The 15299-nt window shown below is 69.5% G+C and carries 16 protein-coding genes; 7 read left to right on the top strand and 9 right to left on the bottom strand.

The window, feature by feature from the left end:
• Positions 1-46: 46 nt before the first annotated feature.
• The 5 genes from INQ41_RS00475 to INQ41_RS00455 all read right to left on the bottom strand — a co-directional run bounded on the left by INQ41_RS00475 (position 47) and on the right by INQ41_RS00455 (position 3231).
• Complete coding sequence (locus INQ41_RS00475; RefSeq protein ID WP_193985289.1) at positions 47-1084, bottom strand: NAD(P)H-dependent glycerol-3-phosphate dehydrogenase; 1038 nt, start codon at positions 1082-1084, stop codon at positions 47-49.
• A gap of 10 nt (positions 1085-1094) precedes the next feature.
• Entirely contained in the window at positions 1095-1622 is a 528-nt protein-coding gene (gene secB / locus INQ41_RS00470; protein WP_193985287.1) for a protein-export chaperone SecB, read from the bottom strand.
• Between the two features lie 123 nt (positions 1623-1745).
• A complete protein-coding gene (locus tag INQ41_RS00465; RefSeq protein ID WP_193985285.1) occupies positions 1746-2186 on the bottom strand; it encodes a rhodanese-like domain-containing protein in 441 nt (146 codons plus the stop codon).
• Positions 2187-2252: 66 nt separating this feature from the next.
• Complete coding sequence (locus tag INQ41_RS00460) at positions 2253-2711, bottom strand: hypothetical protein (RefSeq protein WP_228076639.1); 459 nt, start codon at positions 2709-2711, stop codon at positions 2253-2255.
• Between the two features lie 52 nt (positions 2712-2763).
• Positions 2764-3231, bottom strand: coding sequence for a YiiD C-terminal domain-containing protein (locus tag INQ41_RS00455; RefSeq protein WP_228076638.1), 468 nt, complete (start codon positions 3229-3231; stop codon positions 2764-2766).
• 99 nt (positions 3232-3330) lie between these two features.
• Here INQ41_RS00455 and INQ41_RS00450 point away from each other — a divergent pair, with 99 nt between their 5' ends.
• Genes INQ41_RS00450 through INQ41_RS00440 form a run of 3 tightly spaced genes read left to right on the top strand, consistent with a single transcriptional unit; the run spans position 3331 to position 6398 of the window.
• Positions 3331-4092: a uroporphyrinogen-III synthase gene (locus INQ41_RS00450; RefSeq protein WP_193985281.1), complete on the top strand. Its 762-nt coding sequence runs from the start codon at positions 3331-3333 to the stop codon at positions 4090-4092.
• A 57-nt stretch (positions 4093-4149) separates the two neighbouring features.
• Positions 4150-5136 (top strand): uroporphyrinogen-III C-methyltransferase, encoded by a 987-nt coding sequence (locus INQ41_RS00445; RefSeq protein WP_193987115.1) that lies wholly within the window; start codon positions 4150-4152, stop codon positions 5134-5136.
• Positions 5133-6398, top strand: a complete 1266-nt coding sequence (locus INQ41_RS00440; protein ID WP_193985279.1) for a heme biosynthesis protein HemY — start codon at positions 5133-5135, stop codon at positions 6396-6398. The genes INQ41_RS00445 and INQ41_RS00440 overlap by 4 nt, the downstream gene beginning before the upstream one ends.
• Before the next feature lie 108 nt (positions 6399-6506).
• Here the strand turns inward: INQ41_RS00440 and INQ41_RS00435 are convergent, their stop codons facing one another.
• Positions 6507-7784 carry an acetyl-CoA C-acetyltransferase gene (locus INQ41_RS00435; RefSeq protein WP_193985278.1) on the bottom strand — a complete coding sequence of 426 codons (1278 nt, stop codon included), beginning with the start codon at positions 7782-7784 and terminating at the stop codon, positions 6507-6509.
• A 178-nt stretch (positions 7785-7962) separates the two neighbouring features.
• Here INQ41_RS00435 and INQ41_RS00430 point away from each other — a divergent pair, with 178 nt between their 5' ends.
• Entirely contained in the window at positions 7963-8895 is a 933-nt protein-coding gene (locus INQ41_RS00430) for a hypothetical protein (protein WP_193985276.1), read from the top strand.
• Here the strand turns inward: INQ41_RS00430 and INQ41_RS00425 are convergent, their stop codons facing one another.
• The gene (locus tag INQ41_RS00425; RefSeq protein WP_193985274.1) at positions 8896-9381 is read right to left on the bottom strand and encodes a GNAT family N-acetyltransferase; all 486 of its coding nucleotides are present in this window, start codon (positions 9379-9381) and stop codon (positions 8896-8898) included.
• A 38-nt stretch (positions 9382-9419) separates the two neighbouring features.
• Entirely contained in the window at positions 9420-10004 is a 585-nt protein-coding gene (locus tag INQ41_RS00420) for a superoxide dismutase family protein (RefSeq protein ID WP_193985272.1), read from the bottom strand.
• 208 nt (positions 10005-10212) lie between these two features.
• Between INQ41_RS00420 and INQ41_RS00415 the strand changes: the two genes are divergently transcribed.
• The 3 genes from INQ41_RS00415 (at position 10213) to INQ41_RS00405 (ending at position 13751) form a co-directional block, all read left to right on the top strand.
• Positions 10213-10998, top strand: coding sequence for a YggS family pyridoxal phosphate-dependent enzyme (locus INQ41_RS00415; RefSeq protein WP_193985270.1), 786 nt, complete (start codon positions 10213-10215; stop codon positions 10996-10998).
• A complete protein-coding gene (gene pdxK, locus INQ41_RS00410; RefSeq protein ID WP_228076637.1) occupies positions 10995-11855 on the top strand; it encodes a pyridoxine/pyridoxal/pyridoxamine kinase in 861 nt (286 codons plus the stop codon). Before INQ41_RS00415 ends, pdxK begins: the two co-directional genes overlap by 4 nt.
• 135 nt (positions 11856-11990) lie before the next feature.
• A complete protein-coding gene (locus INQ41_RS00405) occupies positions 11991-13751 on the top strand; it encodes a LysM peptidoglycan-binding domain-containing protein (RefSeq protein ID WP_193985268.1) in 1761 nt (586 codons plus the stop codon).
• Between the two features lie 96 nt (positions 13752-13847).
• On the opposite strand, the gene glnA is transcribed toward INQ41_RS00405, so the two are convergent.
• Positions 13848-15257 carry a type I glutamate--ammonia ligase gene (gene glnA, locus INQ41_RS00400; protein ID WP_193985266.1) on the bottom strand — a complete coding sequence of 470 codons (1410 nt, stop codon included), beginning with the start codon at positions 15255-15257 and terminating at the stop codon, positions 13848-13850.
• Positions 15258-15299 lie beyond the last annotated feature (42 nt).

Here is a 15299-nt window from a genome sequence, read left to right as displayed (position 1 = left end):
CTTTTTTTATGGGCGTCCTCCGCAGCATTTACGTTCCGGGGATGCCTCAGCCGAACAACGGACCGGGATACTCGGCTTTCTGCTCGCGCGCCATCAACTGGCGCAGCCCCTGGGCAGGCGTGAGATCGCCATGCAGCACCGCGAACACGGCTTCGGCGATCGGCAGTTCGACCTCGTGGCGACGGGCCAGGCGCATCACTTCGTCCGCCGTCTGCACCGACTCGACCACCTGGCCGATGTCGCGGATCGCGTCCTCGATCGATTGGCCCCGGCCCAATGCCAGTCCCAGGCGGCGGTTGCGCGACAGATCGCCGGTGCAGGTCAACACCAGGTCACCCAGTCCGGCCAAGCCCATCACCGTCTCCGGACGGCCGCCGAGCGCGCGGTTCAGGCGCAGCATCTCGTTCAGGCCACGCGTGATGAGGCCGGCGCGGGCGTTCAGGCCCAGCTCCATGCCGTCGGCCACGCCTGTCGCCACCGCCAGCACGTTCTTCATTGCCCCGCCCAGCTCGGCGCCGAGCATGTCGTCGCCGGTATAGGCGCGAAAGCTCGGCCCGTGCAGAACGTCGGCGACGCATTTGGCAAACCGGTCGCTGGCCGAGTGCACGGTCAGCGCGGTGGGAAGCCCGATGGCGACTTCCTTCGCAAACGAGGGGCCGGTGACCACGGCCAAGGGCACCTCGGCGCCGAGCACTTCGGCGGCAACCTCGTGCAGGAAGCGGCCGCTGCCGGGCTCGAAGCCCTTGCTGGCCCAGGCCACGCCGGCAGTTGCCGGGCGGTGCGGTGCCAGCAGGCGCAGGGTGTCGGCGAACGCGTGCGAGGGCACCACGACGAGCACCAGCTCGGCATCCTTCATCGCCCCGGCCAGATCACCGGTGGCGCGCAGGTTCTCCGGCAGCGTGATGCCGGGCAGGTAGCGCGCGTTCTGGCGGTCATGCTCGATACCGGCAATCGCATCGACGTCCCGGCCCCACAGCACCGTGTCGTGCCCGTGCCGCGCAACAAGCGCCGCCAGTGCGGTGCCCCAGGAGCCCGCGCCCAGCACCGCCACGCGCTGGGCGCCGGATTCCACCAAGTGACTCATGCCGCCGAGATCAGGCGTTGCCGGCGGTCTCGACGCCGTCGAGGCCGGGGGTCTGGTCGCCGGCGTCCTTCGCCGCGCGCTGGCGCAGGCTTTCGCTGTAGAGGGCTTCGAAATTGATCGGCTGCAGGAAGAACGGCGGGAAACCACCCGACTGGATCAGGCTGCTGATCAGCGCACGCGAATACGGGTAGAGCACGTTCGGGCAATGAATGCCGAGCATGGCGTCCAGCTGCGCCGGTTCAAAGCCGCTCATGCTGAACACGCCGGCCTGCTTGACCTCGGCCAGGTACAGCGGCTTGTCGTCGGCGTTGCAGGTCAGGGTGATGCCCAGGACCACCTCGTACAGGCCTTCATTCACCTGCTGCACGCTCTGGCTGAGGTTCATCTGCAGCTCCGGCTGGGCCTGCTCGTTGAACACGCCCGGGCCGCCGGGCACTTCGAAAGAGACGTCCTTGGCGTAGATCTTCTCGACCGTGAAAGAGGCACCGGTGGCGGCTTCGGCCGGCGCGGCGGCACCGTTGAGGGTTTCTTCGGACATCGGGATTACTCCAGCGTAAGGACGGAAAAGTGGCGATTATGGCACGCAGCCATGGCGCGCCATGGGCTCAAGGCTGGGGACGACGGGCGGCGAAGCAAGAGCCCGCAGCGAGCCGCCCCGCGTTCAGCCGCGGCGGCCCTTGACCAGTGGCAGGTCGGCCTGGCGCCAGGCCTGGATGCCGCCCTCGAGCACGTAGACCTTCTCAAAGCCGGCCTTCTTCAGCCGCTTGGCCGACGCGCCGGCGGTCATGCCGGTGCGGCACACGACGATCACCGGCAGCGCCTTGGCGGCCGCCAGCTGCTTGCTTTCCGGATCGAACTGGCTGGGCTGGACCGACTTGCTTCCGGCGATATGGCCCTTCTCGAAGTCGCTGCTGGGCGAGAGGTCTATCACCAGCGCGTTGTCGCGGTTCATCAGCGCCACCAGCTCGGCGGGGCGCAGGCCGGCGTAGCCCCGGAACAGCTGGGCGATTTCGGTGAACACCAGGGCCACGGTGATGCCGACCAGCGCCAGCGACAGCAGGGGGTGACGCTGGGCGAAGGCCAGCAGTTCTTCAAAGGTCACGGAATCACGCGCACGACTGGGGGCCGGCGATTGTCGCCCAGCGGCGGGACGGGTGCAAAAACGCGCTCATTGCCCGGCCCACAGATCCGGCAGGTCGCTGACCAGCCACCAGGCCTTGGCGCCGGCGTCCCAGCGCCACTGCTCGAGGTAGCGGACGGTGCGCTCGGCCATGGTGTGGCGGTTGATCACGCCGATCTCGATGTTGCGCACCGCGCGGCCGTTGGCGGTATCCACGGCGCCGCCGACATCGCGGTAGGACGAGACCTGGACCTGTTCGTAGCGTTCCATCTGCAGCGGGCTTAGGGGGTTCGCCTCGCGGACCGCCGGGTCGACCAGATTCCGCGCGCCGCCGAAATCGCCCCAGCGGATCGCTCCCGACCAGGCGTACTGCGCCGAGTCCAGCGCGCTGGCGGCGGGACTGGCACTGCTGCAGCCGGCAAGCACCCATAGCGCGGCCAGGACCAGCAGGATCGCGCGCAGGCCTTGCCAGCGGCGGTTCGGACGGTGACAGGGTGAGCGATGCATGTTGGGGGATTCTCCGGTGGCAGGCGCCGATCGTAGCGGGTGCCCGATCGTTTCAGCGGGCGATGGCGACGTAGCGGGCGCTGAAGTCGGTCGCAAGGCGGCCGTCGGCCAGCATCAGGCGGGCGACCAGGCTGATGCGTGCGCGCCGGCGCTGGCGCAAGGTCGCGATGAAAGCGTCCCAGCCGCCCGAAGGCGCCAGCTCGGCGGTGATCCGCAGGTCCTCGTACACCGGGTGCAGATAACGCACCTGGCTGTCGGCGACGTAGATTCCCGCGTCGAGCCCGGCGGCCTCGACCTGCATCGTCACCAGGCCCCAGGACGCCAGCGTCATCAATGACACCATGCTGCCGCCAAACGCGCAGCCCTTGTCGTTGACATGCAGGTCCAGCGGCGCGTTGACGCACAGCCTCTGGCCGTCGAAACCCTCGATTATCGGCGCCATGGCCGCGACCGGCGGCATCGATTGGAAGCGCTGCTCGAGACGCTGCAGGGCCTGGATGTGGGACGCGGATTGCGGCATGTAAACCCTGGCTGGAGCCGGATCGACCGGAAGAGAAGGGGAATGCGCGGACGGCAGGACGGGCATGCAGTCGTCGGTTGCGCGTGCCAAGCTGTGGCGATGACCGCGCGCAACCCGGCTCCCGCATGGTACGTGATCTCGCTGCGTCCACGCGGCGGCAACGCCTCGCTGCGCCGCGCCGCCGCCCGCCACGGCGCCGGCCTGCTGGCGCTGGCACCGTGGAAGCTGGAGACCATTGACAGCGCGGAAAGCCGCGTTGCGCTGGATCGCGCGTTGGCCGCCGACCGGCTGATGTTCACCAGCCCGCAGGCCGCACGCTCGGCCGCGACGCTTTGCGCGCTTCGCGCCAGAGCGGGCCAGGACTGGTTTGCCGTCGGCGCAGGCACGGCTGCAGCGCTGCGCCGCGCCGGCATCCCGGTCGTGGCCTCCCCGGCCCGCATGGACAGCGAAGGACTGCTCGCGCTGACCGGCCTGCAACAGCTGCAAGGCAGCACCATCGGCCTGGTGACAGCACCGGGCGGGCGCGGGACCCTGCCGCCCGCCCTGGCAGCGCGCGGCGCCGAGGTGATCCGCGCCAACGTCTACCGGCGCGTACCGGTACTGCCGCCGCCGCGCGCGCTGGCCGCGGTGCGCGATCTCGACGCGCCCGCCGTGCTGGCCGTGTCCAGCGGCGAGGCGCTGCAACTGGCCCTGCAGAGCCTGCCTGCGCCGGTGCTCGAGCGCCTGCTCGGGTTGCCGGTCGTGGCCGCCAGCGAGCGGCTGGTGCAGTTGGCCCGCGCGTCGGGTTTCTCCGACTGCCGGCCGGCCCGCAGCGCCCGCCCGGCGGACATGGCCGAGGCCGCAGCGCAACTGATGGCGTGACGCCCACGCAGACGGCGCTCCGGTAGCATTGGAGCTCCCGCCAGCGTGTTCATCGACGTGTCCAGTTCCCCGTCCACCCCACCGCCTCGCCGCCGGTCAACCTGGCCCTGGTTGCTGGTCCTGCTGCTCGCGGCGATCGCCGCGCTGGCCTATGGCGGCTACCGCTGGCAGGGGCACCAGGCGCAGGACCTTGCCCAGGCGGGCGTCGTCCAGACGCGGCTGGAGACGCTGGGCCAGCGCCTGGACAGCCTGCGGGGCGACCAGGGCGTCCAGGCCAAGCGCCTGCAACAGGCCATCGCGACCAATCGCATCCTGCGTGACGAGCTGCTCGGACTGTCCGAGCGCGCCGCGCTGATCGAGGACAGTCTGGCGCGCTACAGCGATCCGGCCCGGCTGGGTGCGCACGCCCTGCGCCTGGACGAGGCGGAGGTTCTGCTCAGTCTGGGCCAGCAGCGCCTGCAGATTGCCGGCGACGTGGACGGCGCCCGGCGAAGCTATGCGCTCGCCGCCGGGGTGCTGGAAGCGATCGAGGACCCGGCGTATCTCAACCTGCGCCAGACCCTGGGCCAGGAGCGCGCCGCCCTGGACGCACTGGATGGGGAACCCCGGGCCCGCGCGCTGGCGCGGCTGGATGCCTGGGCCGCGACGATCGATGCCCCGCAGCCCGCTTCGCCACCCGCCCCGACATCGCTGGAACCGTGGTGGAAACGCGCCTTCATCGGCATTGTCCAGGTGCAGGACCTGGAGACGCCGCATGCGCTGGATGCGCCCCAGCGGGCGGATGCGCAGGCGGGCCTGCAGCTGGAAATCACCCTGGCCCGGGCCGCCGCCGAGCGCCGTGACACAACGGCCTACCGCGCCGCGCTGGGCCGCGCCGACGCGTGGCTGACCCGACTGGGGACGCCGGTTGGTGCGGCCAACGGTGCCCGCGCGCAGTTGCGCGAGATCGCCGCGCTGCCGCTTTCACCCCGGCTTCCGACCCTGGGCACCACATTGATCCAGTTGCGCCAGTTGCGCGCCAACCATCGGGAGCCTCTGCCATGAACCTGTTTCGCAACCTGCTGTTCTGGATCGTGCTGGCGCTGGTCGGCGCGCTCGCCGCCCAGTTGCTGGTCCAGGACCCCGGCGTGCTGACGCTGGACTTCCGCGGCACCCGCTACGTGACCACGCTGGCCGCGGCCATCCTGGTGGGCCTGGGCATCTGGGTCGCGCTGTGGCTGATCTGGAAGATGCTCACCCTGCCGTTCATCACCCTGCGCCGGCGCCGCAGCCGCGCCGCCCGGATGAAGCTGGTGGAAGGCCTGGGCGCGCTGGAGCTGGGCCATTGGGCCCGCTCGGAGAAGTTGCTCAACGAGGCCGCGCGTCAGCCACTGGCCCTGCGCCAGGGGGTGTCCCCGCTGGCCCATGCCGGTGCGGCGCGCGCCGCCGCGGCGGCCGGCGATGCAGCGCTGGCGCGCCAGCACCTGGACGCGTTGACCGGCTCGCACCCCGTTACCCGCGCGGTGATCGGCGCCGAGCTCGCGCTTGCCGACGGCCGTCCCGCCGAGGCGCTGATGCTGCTGGAGAGCCCGGATGTGCAACCGCTGCCGCCGCGGGGATTGCTGCTGCGCGCGCATGCGCTGGCCGCCACCGGCGAGGTGGGAGAGGCGTATGGCCTGCTCGGCGCCATGCGCCAGCAGAAGGTACTGCCGGTGCAACAACTGGACCGGCTGGAAGCGCAATGGGCCAGCGAGGCCCTGCGCGAAGCGGGCGATGCGAACATCCTCGCCGACCGCTGGGAGTCATTGCCCAAGGCGTTCCGGACCGACCCCGATGCGGTAACGGCGTATGCCGAGCGCGCCGCCGCCCTGCGCTGGGACGACGCCGCGGCGAAGAGCGTGGAAAAGGCGCTGGACGAACGCTGGGACGAATCGCTGGCCGCGGTCTACGGCCGCTTGCCCATCGGCCAGCTTGAACGGCGTCGGGAAAACGCCGAGCGCTGGCTGCAGGCGCATCCGGGCAGCCCCGCGCTGCTGCTGGCGCTGGCACGGCTCAACCGCGCTCAGGGCCACTGGGCGTCGGCGGAGGGCTACCTGCACCGTGGGATCGCCCAGGGCGCGGGCGGCGATGCGTGGGAGGAGCTTGGCCACGGTTTTGCCGAGTCCGGCGACGAGGCCCGGGGCCGCCTGGCCTACGCCAACGCCTTGCGCGCCAGCCGCGGCGAGGCGGTCACCGAGCTGCCCGGACGCGACATGCGCCAGCAGCTTCACGACATGGCGGTGGTGGAAGAGCGCGACGAACACGGCATGCCGCGCCTGCGCGAGTAAGCAGGTGACGCGTCTGCGCGAGTAAAAAGGTGCCGCGCGACGCCGGACGCTTCGGGTTGAGGCGTCCAGCGTCAGTCCGGGGGTGATGCCCCCGCCAGGCGTGGCGCCTCAGCGCTCCAGGATCGCCACCACGCCCATGCCGCCCGCGGTGCAGATCGACACCAGGCAGCGTCCGCCGCCGCGTTGCGCCAGCTCCTTGGCCGCGGTGGCGACGATCCGCGCGCCGGTCGCCGCAAACGGATGACCGGTCGCCAGCGAGGAACCGTTGGGGTTGATCTTCGCCGGGTCGATCCGCCCCAACGGCGCGTCCAGGCCGAGGCGGTTCCTGCAATACTCCTCGCTTTCCCAGGCGCGCAGCGTGCACAGCACCTGGGCGGCGAACGCCTCGTGGATCTCGTAGAAGTCGAAGTCCTGCAGGCTCAGGCCCTGGCGGGCAAGCATCTCCGGCACGGCGATGGTCGGCGCCATCAGCAGCCCCTCGCCGTGGGTGAAATCGACCGCCGCGACCTGCGAGTCGATCAGGTGGCACAGCGGCTCGTGACCGTGCGCGGCAGCCCACTCCGGCGAGGCCAGCAGGCAGGCGGCGGCGCCATCGGTGAGCGGAGTGGAATTGCCGGCGGTCAGCGTGCCGCGGCCGGAGGTGCGGTCAAACGCGGGCTTCAGCGTCGCCAGCTTTTCCAGCGAACTGTCGGCGCGCAGGTTGTTGTCGCGCGAGACGCCGCGGAAGCTCACCACCAGGTCATCGAAGAACCCGCGCTCGTAGGCGGCGGCCAGCTTCTGGTGCGAGGACAGCGCCCACTCGTCCTGCGAATCGCGCGAGATGTTCCACTCCTTGGCCATCTCCTCGCAGTGCTCGCCCATCGACTTGCCGGTGCGCGGCTCGGCGACGCCGGGAAAGTCGGGCTTGAGCTCGCGCAGCGAGAAGCCCTTGAACGCGGCCAGCTTGCCCTTGGTGTCGCGCGCCGCGGCGGCCGCGAGCAGGCGCCGGCGGAGCTGGCTGCCATACACGATCGGCACGTCCGAGGTGGTGTCGGATCCACCGCCGATGCCGGCCTCGATCTGGCCCACCGCGATCTTGTTGGCCACGGCGACAATCGTGTCCAGCGAGGTGCCGCAGGCGCGCTGCAAGGTGAGTCCCGGGGTCAACGGCGACAGGCCGGAGGACAGCGCGGCCTCGCGCCCCAGGTTCCAGTCGCTGGAGTGCTTGATCACCGCACCCATCGCCACCTCGCCCAGTTGCTGGCCGTGCAGCCCGTACTTCTCGACCAGCGCGCCGAGGGTGCGCACCGACATGCCCAGGTTGCCGACATCCGCATAGGCGGTGTTCTGGCGGCAGAAGGGAATCCGGACGCCGCCGAGCACGGCAACGGGACGGGTTTGGCGCATCGGTGGTCACCTCGTTGGAGCCCCGCCGCGGTCCAGCCAGCGCGGGGATTGCAGGGCCCGCGGTCACTTGCGGGCATAATGTCCGCAGTGTAACGCCGCCCTCGCGCGCGACCAAACGCCGGCGTATCCACGCCGATGCGACGACCGGCCCAAACGCAGATCCCCGCCCGGACACCCGATGAGCCCAGCCAGCAATTCCGACCCCGTCTCCCCCCGCGACGCTGCTCCGCTGAGCGTGCTGGGCGCATTCGCCATCGAAGTGGTCGGCGACGCCCCGGTCGATCGCGACCGCCTGGCGCAGGCCGAAGTCGGTGCGCTGGCCCATTTGATCGCCCGCGACCTGGCGGATTTTGCGCCGGAGGCGGCGCGGCTGGAGCTGATTATCGTCGGCGCCCACTACGATCCGGTCGAGTTGTTGCGGCCGGGCTGGCCGCTGCACCGGGAACTGGACGAGCTGGCCGCCCGCGCGCCCCGCGGCGGGCTGGAGCGCGACAACGGCCGGATCATTGCCTTCGGTGCCAGCGGTTCGGTCCTGCCGGGCACGCTGGCGCCGTCACCGGATTACCTGGGCGGTCCGTTGCGGCTGGTGCCGTTCGTGCTGAAGGGTGCCGAGGACGTGGTGGCGCGTGTGGGCGATGCGTTCGAGCGCGACCTGATCGAGGTCGGCATGGCCGCCGCGGACACCGCGCTGGCCGCCCAGGCGGCTTTCGGGCTGCAGGTCGAGCATGCGCGCTTCATGACCGTGCACGACCTGGCGGCGATGACCTCGATCCAGTACGAACACGCCGGCCTGGCGCCGCTGTGGCCGCTGCTGGAAACGGCTTTGCTTCACACAGGCGAGTCCGCCTGGCTGGACGCAGCGCCCGAGCCGCTGGTGCATTACGTCGATGGCGAGGCGCGGATCGCGCTGATGTCACCGGCGAGCTGGGAGCAGCACTACGACCACGGCATCGCGACGACCGACGATGGCCAACGCGAGCGCCAGCAGCGCCTGTTCCAGTTTTTCCAGGGTCGCCAGCGCCAGATTGCGGCAGTGCTGGGCGCGCACGGCATTGCGGTCCAATTCGTCCACTGCGACCTGGACGATGACTGCCGCGCCGCGCTGGCCTGATCAGTCGCCAAAACCCGCTTCATAGATCCGATAGCCGGCGTCGGCCATGCCCAGCGCTGCGTAGGTGCGCTGGGCAATGGAGTTGTCGCGCTCGACATACAGCCGCAGGCCGATCACGCCTTCGGTTTGCCGCGCCAGGTCCTCGACGTGCCGGTACAGGGCGGACAGCACGCCGCGGCGCCGGTAGCCCGGATCGACGTACACGCTCTGGATCCACCACCAGTCGCCGTTGCGCCAGTCGCTCCACTCCCGGGTCAGCATCAGCGTGCCGACCGGCATGCGCACGACTTCTCCCCCACCCATCCCTGCGCTGGCGATGGCGACGAAGTAGCGCGCGCGTGCGGGATCCAGGAGCCCGGCGCTGACCCCCGCGAGGATCGTGGCGGGGGCGAGCACCTTGGACTCGGTCTCCAACGCCATCGCCGCCGCCCACTGCGCCAGCAGTTCGGCGTCGCCCGGCATTGCGTCACGGATGTCTACTTGCATCCAGCCAGCATTGCACCCAGCGATACCGTCGTCACGCCTCAGCCGGCGGTAATGACGCCGCAGGCCACGCGCGCGCCGGCATTGCCGGCGGGCTGGCTGGTGTAGTCATCCGCGGACGCGTGCACGATCACCGCCCGTCCGATGGCATCGTTGGCCGCACCGCCGCCCAAGACCGGGCCGCTGGCATGCGCATCCACCTTCGCCACGCCCTTTGCATCGGCCACGATGTTGTCCATGTCACCGGCATGATGCGGTGGCGTGCTGACGCGGCCGTGCATGACCCCGACAGGATTGAAATGGCCGCCGGCGCTGCTGGCGTCAGCCGCACTGCAATCGCCCTTTTCGTGGATGTGGATGGCGTGCGTGCTGTTGGGCGTCAGGCCGCCGATCTCGCCGGTGAAGTGGATGCCATCGCCCATCGGGCTGACGCTCAGGCGACCGCTGACCAGGCTGCCGGATGCGCCGGCCAGGTTAACGTGCGCGCGCTGGACGGTGGACGTGGTGGCCAGTTTTGCGGTGGGCGCGGCGGACGCCCTCGTCGTGGTGGTCCGTTCGGGCGAGCTGCTGCAGGCGGCCAGACCGAGCGCCAACACAGTCGCGCCTGCCAATACAGTGGTCTTCATCGGAACTCTCCTTGGTGGGCAATCGCACGCGGAATCTACCGTGCCGCCGGTCGCAGCGCGGTGAAAGGGCGAGCCGGGCGCGGACGTACCCAAAGCGGCCGGGGCTACAATCCATGCGTGGGACATCGGTTTCCGGGTCCGGAGACCCGCAATGATGGAGCTCCGCCCCCGCGCCACTGTCGCGTCCTGACCTTTCGAGAATCGCCCATTGGATACGTCCGACCCGTCCGCCGCCGCCCGCTATCCGCCGGCCACCACCCTGGCCGATTTCCGGCACAACCTGGATGCCGTCCAGTCCCGCATCCAGGCGGCTTGCCAGCGCGCCGACCGCGATCCGGCCGGGGTGCGGCTGTTGCCGGTCAGCAAGACCATCGATGAGGCGCGCATCCGTATCGTGCATGCGGCCGGCTGCACGTTCCTGGGCGAGAACAAGGTCCAGGAGGCGCACGCCAAGTGGCAGGCCATGGCTGACCTGAGCGACCTGCGCTGGTCGGTGATCGGCCACCTGCAGACCAACAAGGCCAAGCTGGTGGCCAGCTTCGCGAGCGAGTTCCAGGCCCTCGACAGCCTGCGCCTCGCGCGGACGCTGGATCGTCGCCTGCAGGAGGAGGGTCGCTCGCTGGACGTCTTCGTGCAGGTGAACTCCTCGGGCGAGGCGAGCAAGTACGGCTTGGCGCCGGAGGACGTGGCCGCGTTCGTGCGCGAATTGCCTGCCTTCAGCGCGCTGCGCGTGCGCGGCCTGATGACGCTGGCGGCGCTGTCGCCGGATGCGGAGCGGGTGCGTGCCTGCTTTGTCCTGCTGCGCGAACTGCGCGACCGCCTGCGCCAGGACGCGCCCGACGGCATCGGCATGGACGAGCTGTCGATGGGCATGTCGGGCGACTTCGAGATGGCGATCGAGGAAGGCGCGACCGTGGTCCGCGTCGGCCAGGCGATTTTCGGCGCGCGTGCCCTGCCTGACAGCCACTACTGGCCCGCGGATTTGGGCGCGTGAGCGAAACGGCGCCGCCGGACGTGCTGGCATCCACCCTGCTGGCGCCGCTGGCGATCGACGTGGTGTCGGTGCAGTCGCAGGTCGTCTACGGCCGGGTCGGCAACAACGTCGCGGTGCCGACGCTGCAGGCGGCCGGCCTGAGTGTCGCCGCGGTGCCCACCGTGCTGCTGAGCAACACGCCGCATTACCCGAGCCTGCACGGCGGTGCGGTCCCGATCGACTGGTTCAGCGGCTATCTGGAGGACCTCGACGCGCGCGGTGCATTGGCGTCGCTGCGCTCGATCCTGGTGGGCTACCTCGGCGGGCCTGCGCAGGCGCAGGCACTGGCGGACTGGATCGGCCGCATGCATGAGCGCCACCCCCGCCTGCACGTGCAGATCGACCCGGTGATCGGCGACCAGGACACCGGCGTGTATGTCGACCCGGCAATGCTGCCGGTGTATCAGAAGGCGCTGTTGCCGATGGCGCACGGCCTGACCCCCAACGGCTTCGAGCTGGAGCGGCTCAGCGGCCGGCCCACCGACACCATCGCGGGCGCGATCGAGGCCGCGCGCACTCTGCTGGTCGGCCACACGCAGTGGGTGGCGGTGACCAGCGCGGCGCCGGAGTCGTGGGCGGACGGGCGCATGCGGGTGGCGGTGGTGAGCCGCGACGACGCCCAGGTCGTCGAACACGAGCGCGTCGACGCCGCGCCCAAAGGCACCGGCGACCTGTTCAGCGCGATGCTCAACGTGGAACTTCTGGCCGGAGCCCCACTGCTGGACGCCACCCGCCACGCCTGCGCCGGGGTGGTCGACGCGGTCGGCGCGACCCACCGTGCCGGCTCGGCCGAGCTGCTGCTTCCCACCGTTGGCTGAGGCGATCCGCCGCGGTCGGCGCCGGCTGGCTGGCTGAACCGCACACGGTCGATTCACTGTCCTCTAGGGCCAACCCCAGCTGTCGGCACTCGCCGCGCGCTCTATGTTCGACTCAGGAAACTGACGGAGTTGGCCATGAGCATCCCCCGCATTGACGGTGTCCGCGAGCGTTTCGCGCCGCCACCCCCGCCGCCGCCGCGGCAACACGTGGTCAAGCATGGCGACTCGATCGCCACCATCGCCAAGGCCGAGGGCATCAGCGCGCAGAAGCTGCTCGCCGCCAACCCGCAGGTCCTCAACCCCGACGTGCTGTATCCGGGCGCCCGCATCAACCTGCCCGAAGCTGCTCCGGCCAAGGACGCCGGCGGTGGCGGATCGCTGGAGGTCAAGCCCGAGAGCACCGCTCGCACCGGCGACACAGCGAACGGCACGACCTCGACCAGCAAGGCCGGCGTCAAGGTCGACGACAGCGGTGCGACGGTCAGCGGCAGCAAGAGCGACAAGAGCACGACCACCGACAGCAACGGAACCGCCAGCACCACCAACACCTCCGCCAACGGCAGCATCGGCTTTGACAGCGAGAAGGGCACGGTCAGCGTCAACGGCGGAGGCGGCTTCAGCCAGGGACTGAAGAACGCCAAGGGTTACGGCGTGTCGTTCGGCATCGATGCCCAGACAACGGTCACTTCCGGCAAGAAAACCGACAACGGCGTGACCACCTACCGCAGCTCGGCTGACCTGTCGGTAACGCTCAACGCCGGGGTGGAGTCCAAGCAGGCCGGGCTGGAGGTCGGCAGGACCGAGGGCATCAAGGGCTCGTTCGAGGTGTCGATGCCCGAGCAGATCGCGGCCAGGACCGACCTGAAAAAGGTCAATCCATTTGACCCCGATTCCATGCCCACCGGCACCGTTATCAAGCTCGACGGCTCGCAGTACAGCGGCACCGAGTTCAAGGCGGCCTTCCGCCATATCGCCACCGAATCGAAGATCACCAACTTTGAAGGCGCCAGCCTGCTGGTCGAGAAGATCGGTACCGACCAGGTCCGCGTCACCGGTGGCCCGACCGAGGCGATCGAAGCCTACAACGGGGTGGGCGTGGACTTCTCGGTGGCCAGCGCGATGCTCGGCCGCAACGACAAGCTCGACACCGCCACGCTGAAAACCGCCGAGTTCAACCTGTCCAGCGCCGACGGCCGCGCCGCCTTCAACGACTATGTGGCCACCGGCACGATGCCGGCCGCCGCCCGCAACGGGGTGTCGGACGTCGCGACAATCCAGAAGCTCGACTACTCTTCGCAGAGCCAGCTCAAGCTGGAACTGGGCCCGCTGAAGGCGTCGTTCAACAGCGCCGGGAACACCGGCAACAGCGTGCTGACCACCCGCGCGGACGGCTCCGCGTCGGCGACCTGGGATCTGCGTTACGGCGACAACGTGCCCCTGTCCCTCACCCAGAGCTTCCGGGCCGACGGCTCGGAGATCATGGCCGACCGGCGCTACACCTTTACCTACACGGCCGATGACAGCGTGGCCACCTTCCTCAATGTCGCCCAGGGCGGCGGCATCGAACATGCGGATTCCGGCCCGGTCAAGGATGGCGACACGGTCAGCGTGAGCTACACCGAAGCGGAGATGGCGCAGCTGCTGGGGCACGCGGAGAAGGCGCTGGAAGCCTCCGATGGTATGGACTTCAAGCTCAATGCCCTGATCAAGGACTACGACGGCAACACGATCAAGACCTGGGATTTCGCGATCGCCCTGGCCCGCAACCTGGGCGGTGACGACTACCAGAGCGCCTATCGGCTGTTCAACATCTCCGATGCGGCCGACGGCAGCATCGGCGACCGCAAGGGCGTGGCCCTGCCAGGTACGTTGACGGTCACCCAATGCGCCGGCTGACCGCCCTGCGGCCCCGCTACCGCCGGTATTGCGCCGGCGGACCTGTGATCTATCGCAGCCGCGTCGGCCGGAAATCCCGGCCGGCGCCTGGCGCCATCAGATCGCGTAATACATCTGGTATTCCAGCGGATGGGTCGCGGCGCGGAACGCGGTGACCTCCTTCATCTTCAGCCGGATGTAGGCGTCGATGAAGTCGTCGCTGAACACGCCGCCGGCTTTCAGGAAGTCACGGTCCCCGTCCAGCGCCTCCAGCGCCTGGTCCAGGCTGTGGCACACCGTCGGGATGTTCTTCTCCTCCTCCGGCGGCAGGTCGTAGAGGTCCTTGTCGCTGGGCGGGCCCGGGTCGATCTGGTGCTTGATCCCGTCCAGCCCGGCCATCATCAGCGCGGCGAAGATCAGGTAGCCCGAGTTCATCGGATCGGGGAAGCGCATCTCGACCCGGCGCGCCTTGGGGTTGGCCACGTAGGGGATGCGGCAGCTGGCGGAGCGGTTGGAGGCCGAGTAGGCCAGCATCACCGGCGCCTCGAAGCCGGGCACCAGCCGCTTGTAGGAGTTGGTGGTGGCGTTGGCGAAGGCATTGACCGCGCGCGCGTGCCTGAAGATGCCGCCGATGTACCACAGCGCCATCTGGCTCAGGCCGCCGTAGCCCTCACCGGAGAACAGGTTGACCCCGGCCTTGGCCAGGCTCTGGTGCACGTGCATGCCGCTGCCGTTGTCGCCGACCAGCGGCTTGGGCATGAAGGTCGCGGTCTTGCCGTGGCGGTGGGCGACGTTCTTGATGACGTACTTCATCGTCTGCAGCTCGTCGGCCTTTTTGGTCAGCGAGTTGAAGCGGGTGCCGATTTCCGACTGGCCGGCGGTGGCGACCTCGCGGTGGTGGACCTCGACCTCGATGCCGACCGCCTGCAGCGTCTTGCACATCTGCGCGCGGATGTCGTGCAGCGAGTCCAGCGGCGCGACCGGGAAATAGCCGCCCTTCACGCCGGGCCGGTAGCCGCTGTTGCCGCCGGGGTACTCCTTGCCCGAGTTCCAGGCCGCCTCTTCGGAGTCAACGTGGAAGAAGGTGTGCCCCATGTCATTCGCGTAGCGGACGCTGTCGAAGATGAAGAACTCCGGCTCCGGACCGAAGAACGCCTGGTCGGCGATGCCGCTGGATTTCAGGAACGCCTCGGCGCGCTTGGCAATGCCGCGCGGGTCGCGGTTGTAGGCCTGCATGGTCGCCGGATCGAGGATGTCGCAGGTCAGCACCAGGGTGGGGTCGGCCGTGAACGGGTCCAGGAACGCGGTGGACGGATCGGGCAGCAGCACCATGTCCGAATCGTGCACGCCCTTCCAGCCGCCGATGGAGGAGCCGTCGAACATCCGGCCGTCCTCGAACAGCGCCTCGTCGATGATCGAACCGGGGAAGGTGACGTGGTGCTGCACGCCACGCATGTCGGTGAAACGCAGATCGACAAACTCGACCTTGTGCTGCTGGACCAGTTTCTCGACGTTCTCGATGGACATGCGGGGTTCCTGGAGGTGGGAGGCGACTACAGTAGCAAGGGC

The sequence above is a fragment of the Lysobacter ciconiae genome (genome assembly GCF_015209725.1).
Classification (GTDB): Bacteria; Pseudomonadota; Gammaproteobacteria; order Xanthomonadales; family Xanthomonadaceae; genus Novilysobacter; species Novilysobacter ciconiae.
Note: the sequence above shows the minus strand (reverse complement) of the source record. Positions and strands in the feature narration are given on the sequence as shown.

Bases quoted from the DNA above. Each gene is read 5' to 3' on its own strand.
- INQ41_RS00475 (WP_193985289.1), bottom strand. From the start codon at position 1,084: ATGAGTCACTTGGTGGAATCCGGCGCCCAGCGCGTGGCGGTGCTGGGC.
- secB (WP_193985287.1), bottom strand. From the start codon at position 1,622: ATGTCCGAAGAAACCCTCAACGGTGCCGCCGCGCCGGCCGAAGCCGCC.
- INQ41_RS00460 (WP_228076639.1), bottom strand. From the start codon at position 2,711: ATGCATCGCTCACCCTGTCACCGTCCGAACCGCCGCTGGCAAGGCCTG.
- INQ41_RS00455 (WP_228076638.1), bottom strand. From the start codon at position 3,231: ATGCCGCAATCCGCGTCCCACATCCAGGCCCTGCAGCGTCTCGAGCAG.
- INQ41_RS00450 (WP_193985281.1), top strand. From the start codon at position 3,331: ATGACCGCGCGCAACCCGGCTCCCGCATGGTACGTGATCTCGCTGCGT.
- INQ41_RS00440 (WP_193985279.1), top strand. From the start codon at position 5,133: ATGAACCTGTTTCGCAACCTGCTGTTCTGGATCGTGCTGGCGCTGGTC.
- INQ41_RS00435 (WP_193985278.1), bottom strand. From the start codon at position 7,784: ATGCGCCAAACCCGTCCCGTTGCCGTGCTCGGCGGCGTCCGGATTCCC.
- INQ41_RS00430 (WP_193985276.1), top strand. From the start codon at position 7,963: ATGAGCCCAGCCAGCAATTCCGACCCCGTCTCCCCCCGCGACGCTGCT.
- INQ41_RS00425 (WP_193985274.1), bottom strand. From the start codon at position 9,381: ATGCAAGTAGACATCCGTGACGCAATGCCGGGCGACGCCGAACTGCTG.
- INQ41_RS00420 (WP_193985272.1), bottom strand. From the start codon at position 10,004: ATGAAGACCACTGTATTGGCAGGCGCGACTGTGTTGGCGCTCGGTCTG.
- INQ41_RS00405 (WP_193985268.1), top strand. From the start codon at position 11,991: ATGAGCATCCCCCGCATTGACGGTGTCCGCGAGCGTTTCGCGCCGCCA.
- glnA (WP_193985266.1), bottom strand. From the start codon at position 15,257: ATGTCCATCGAGAACGTCGAGAAACTGGTCCAGCAGCACAAGGTCGAG.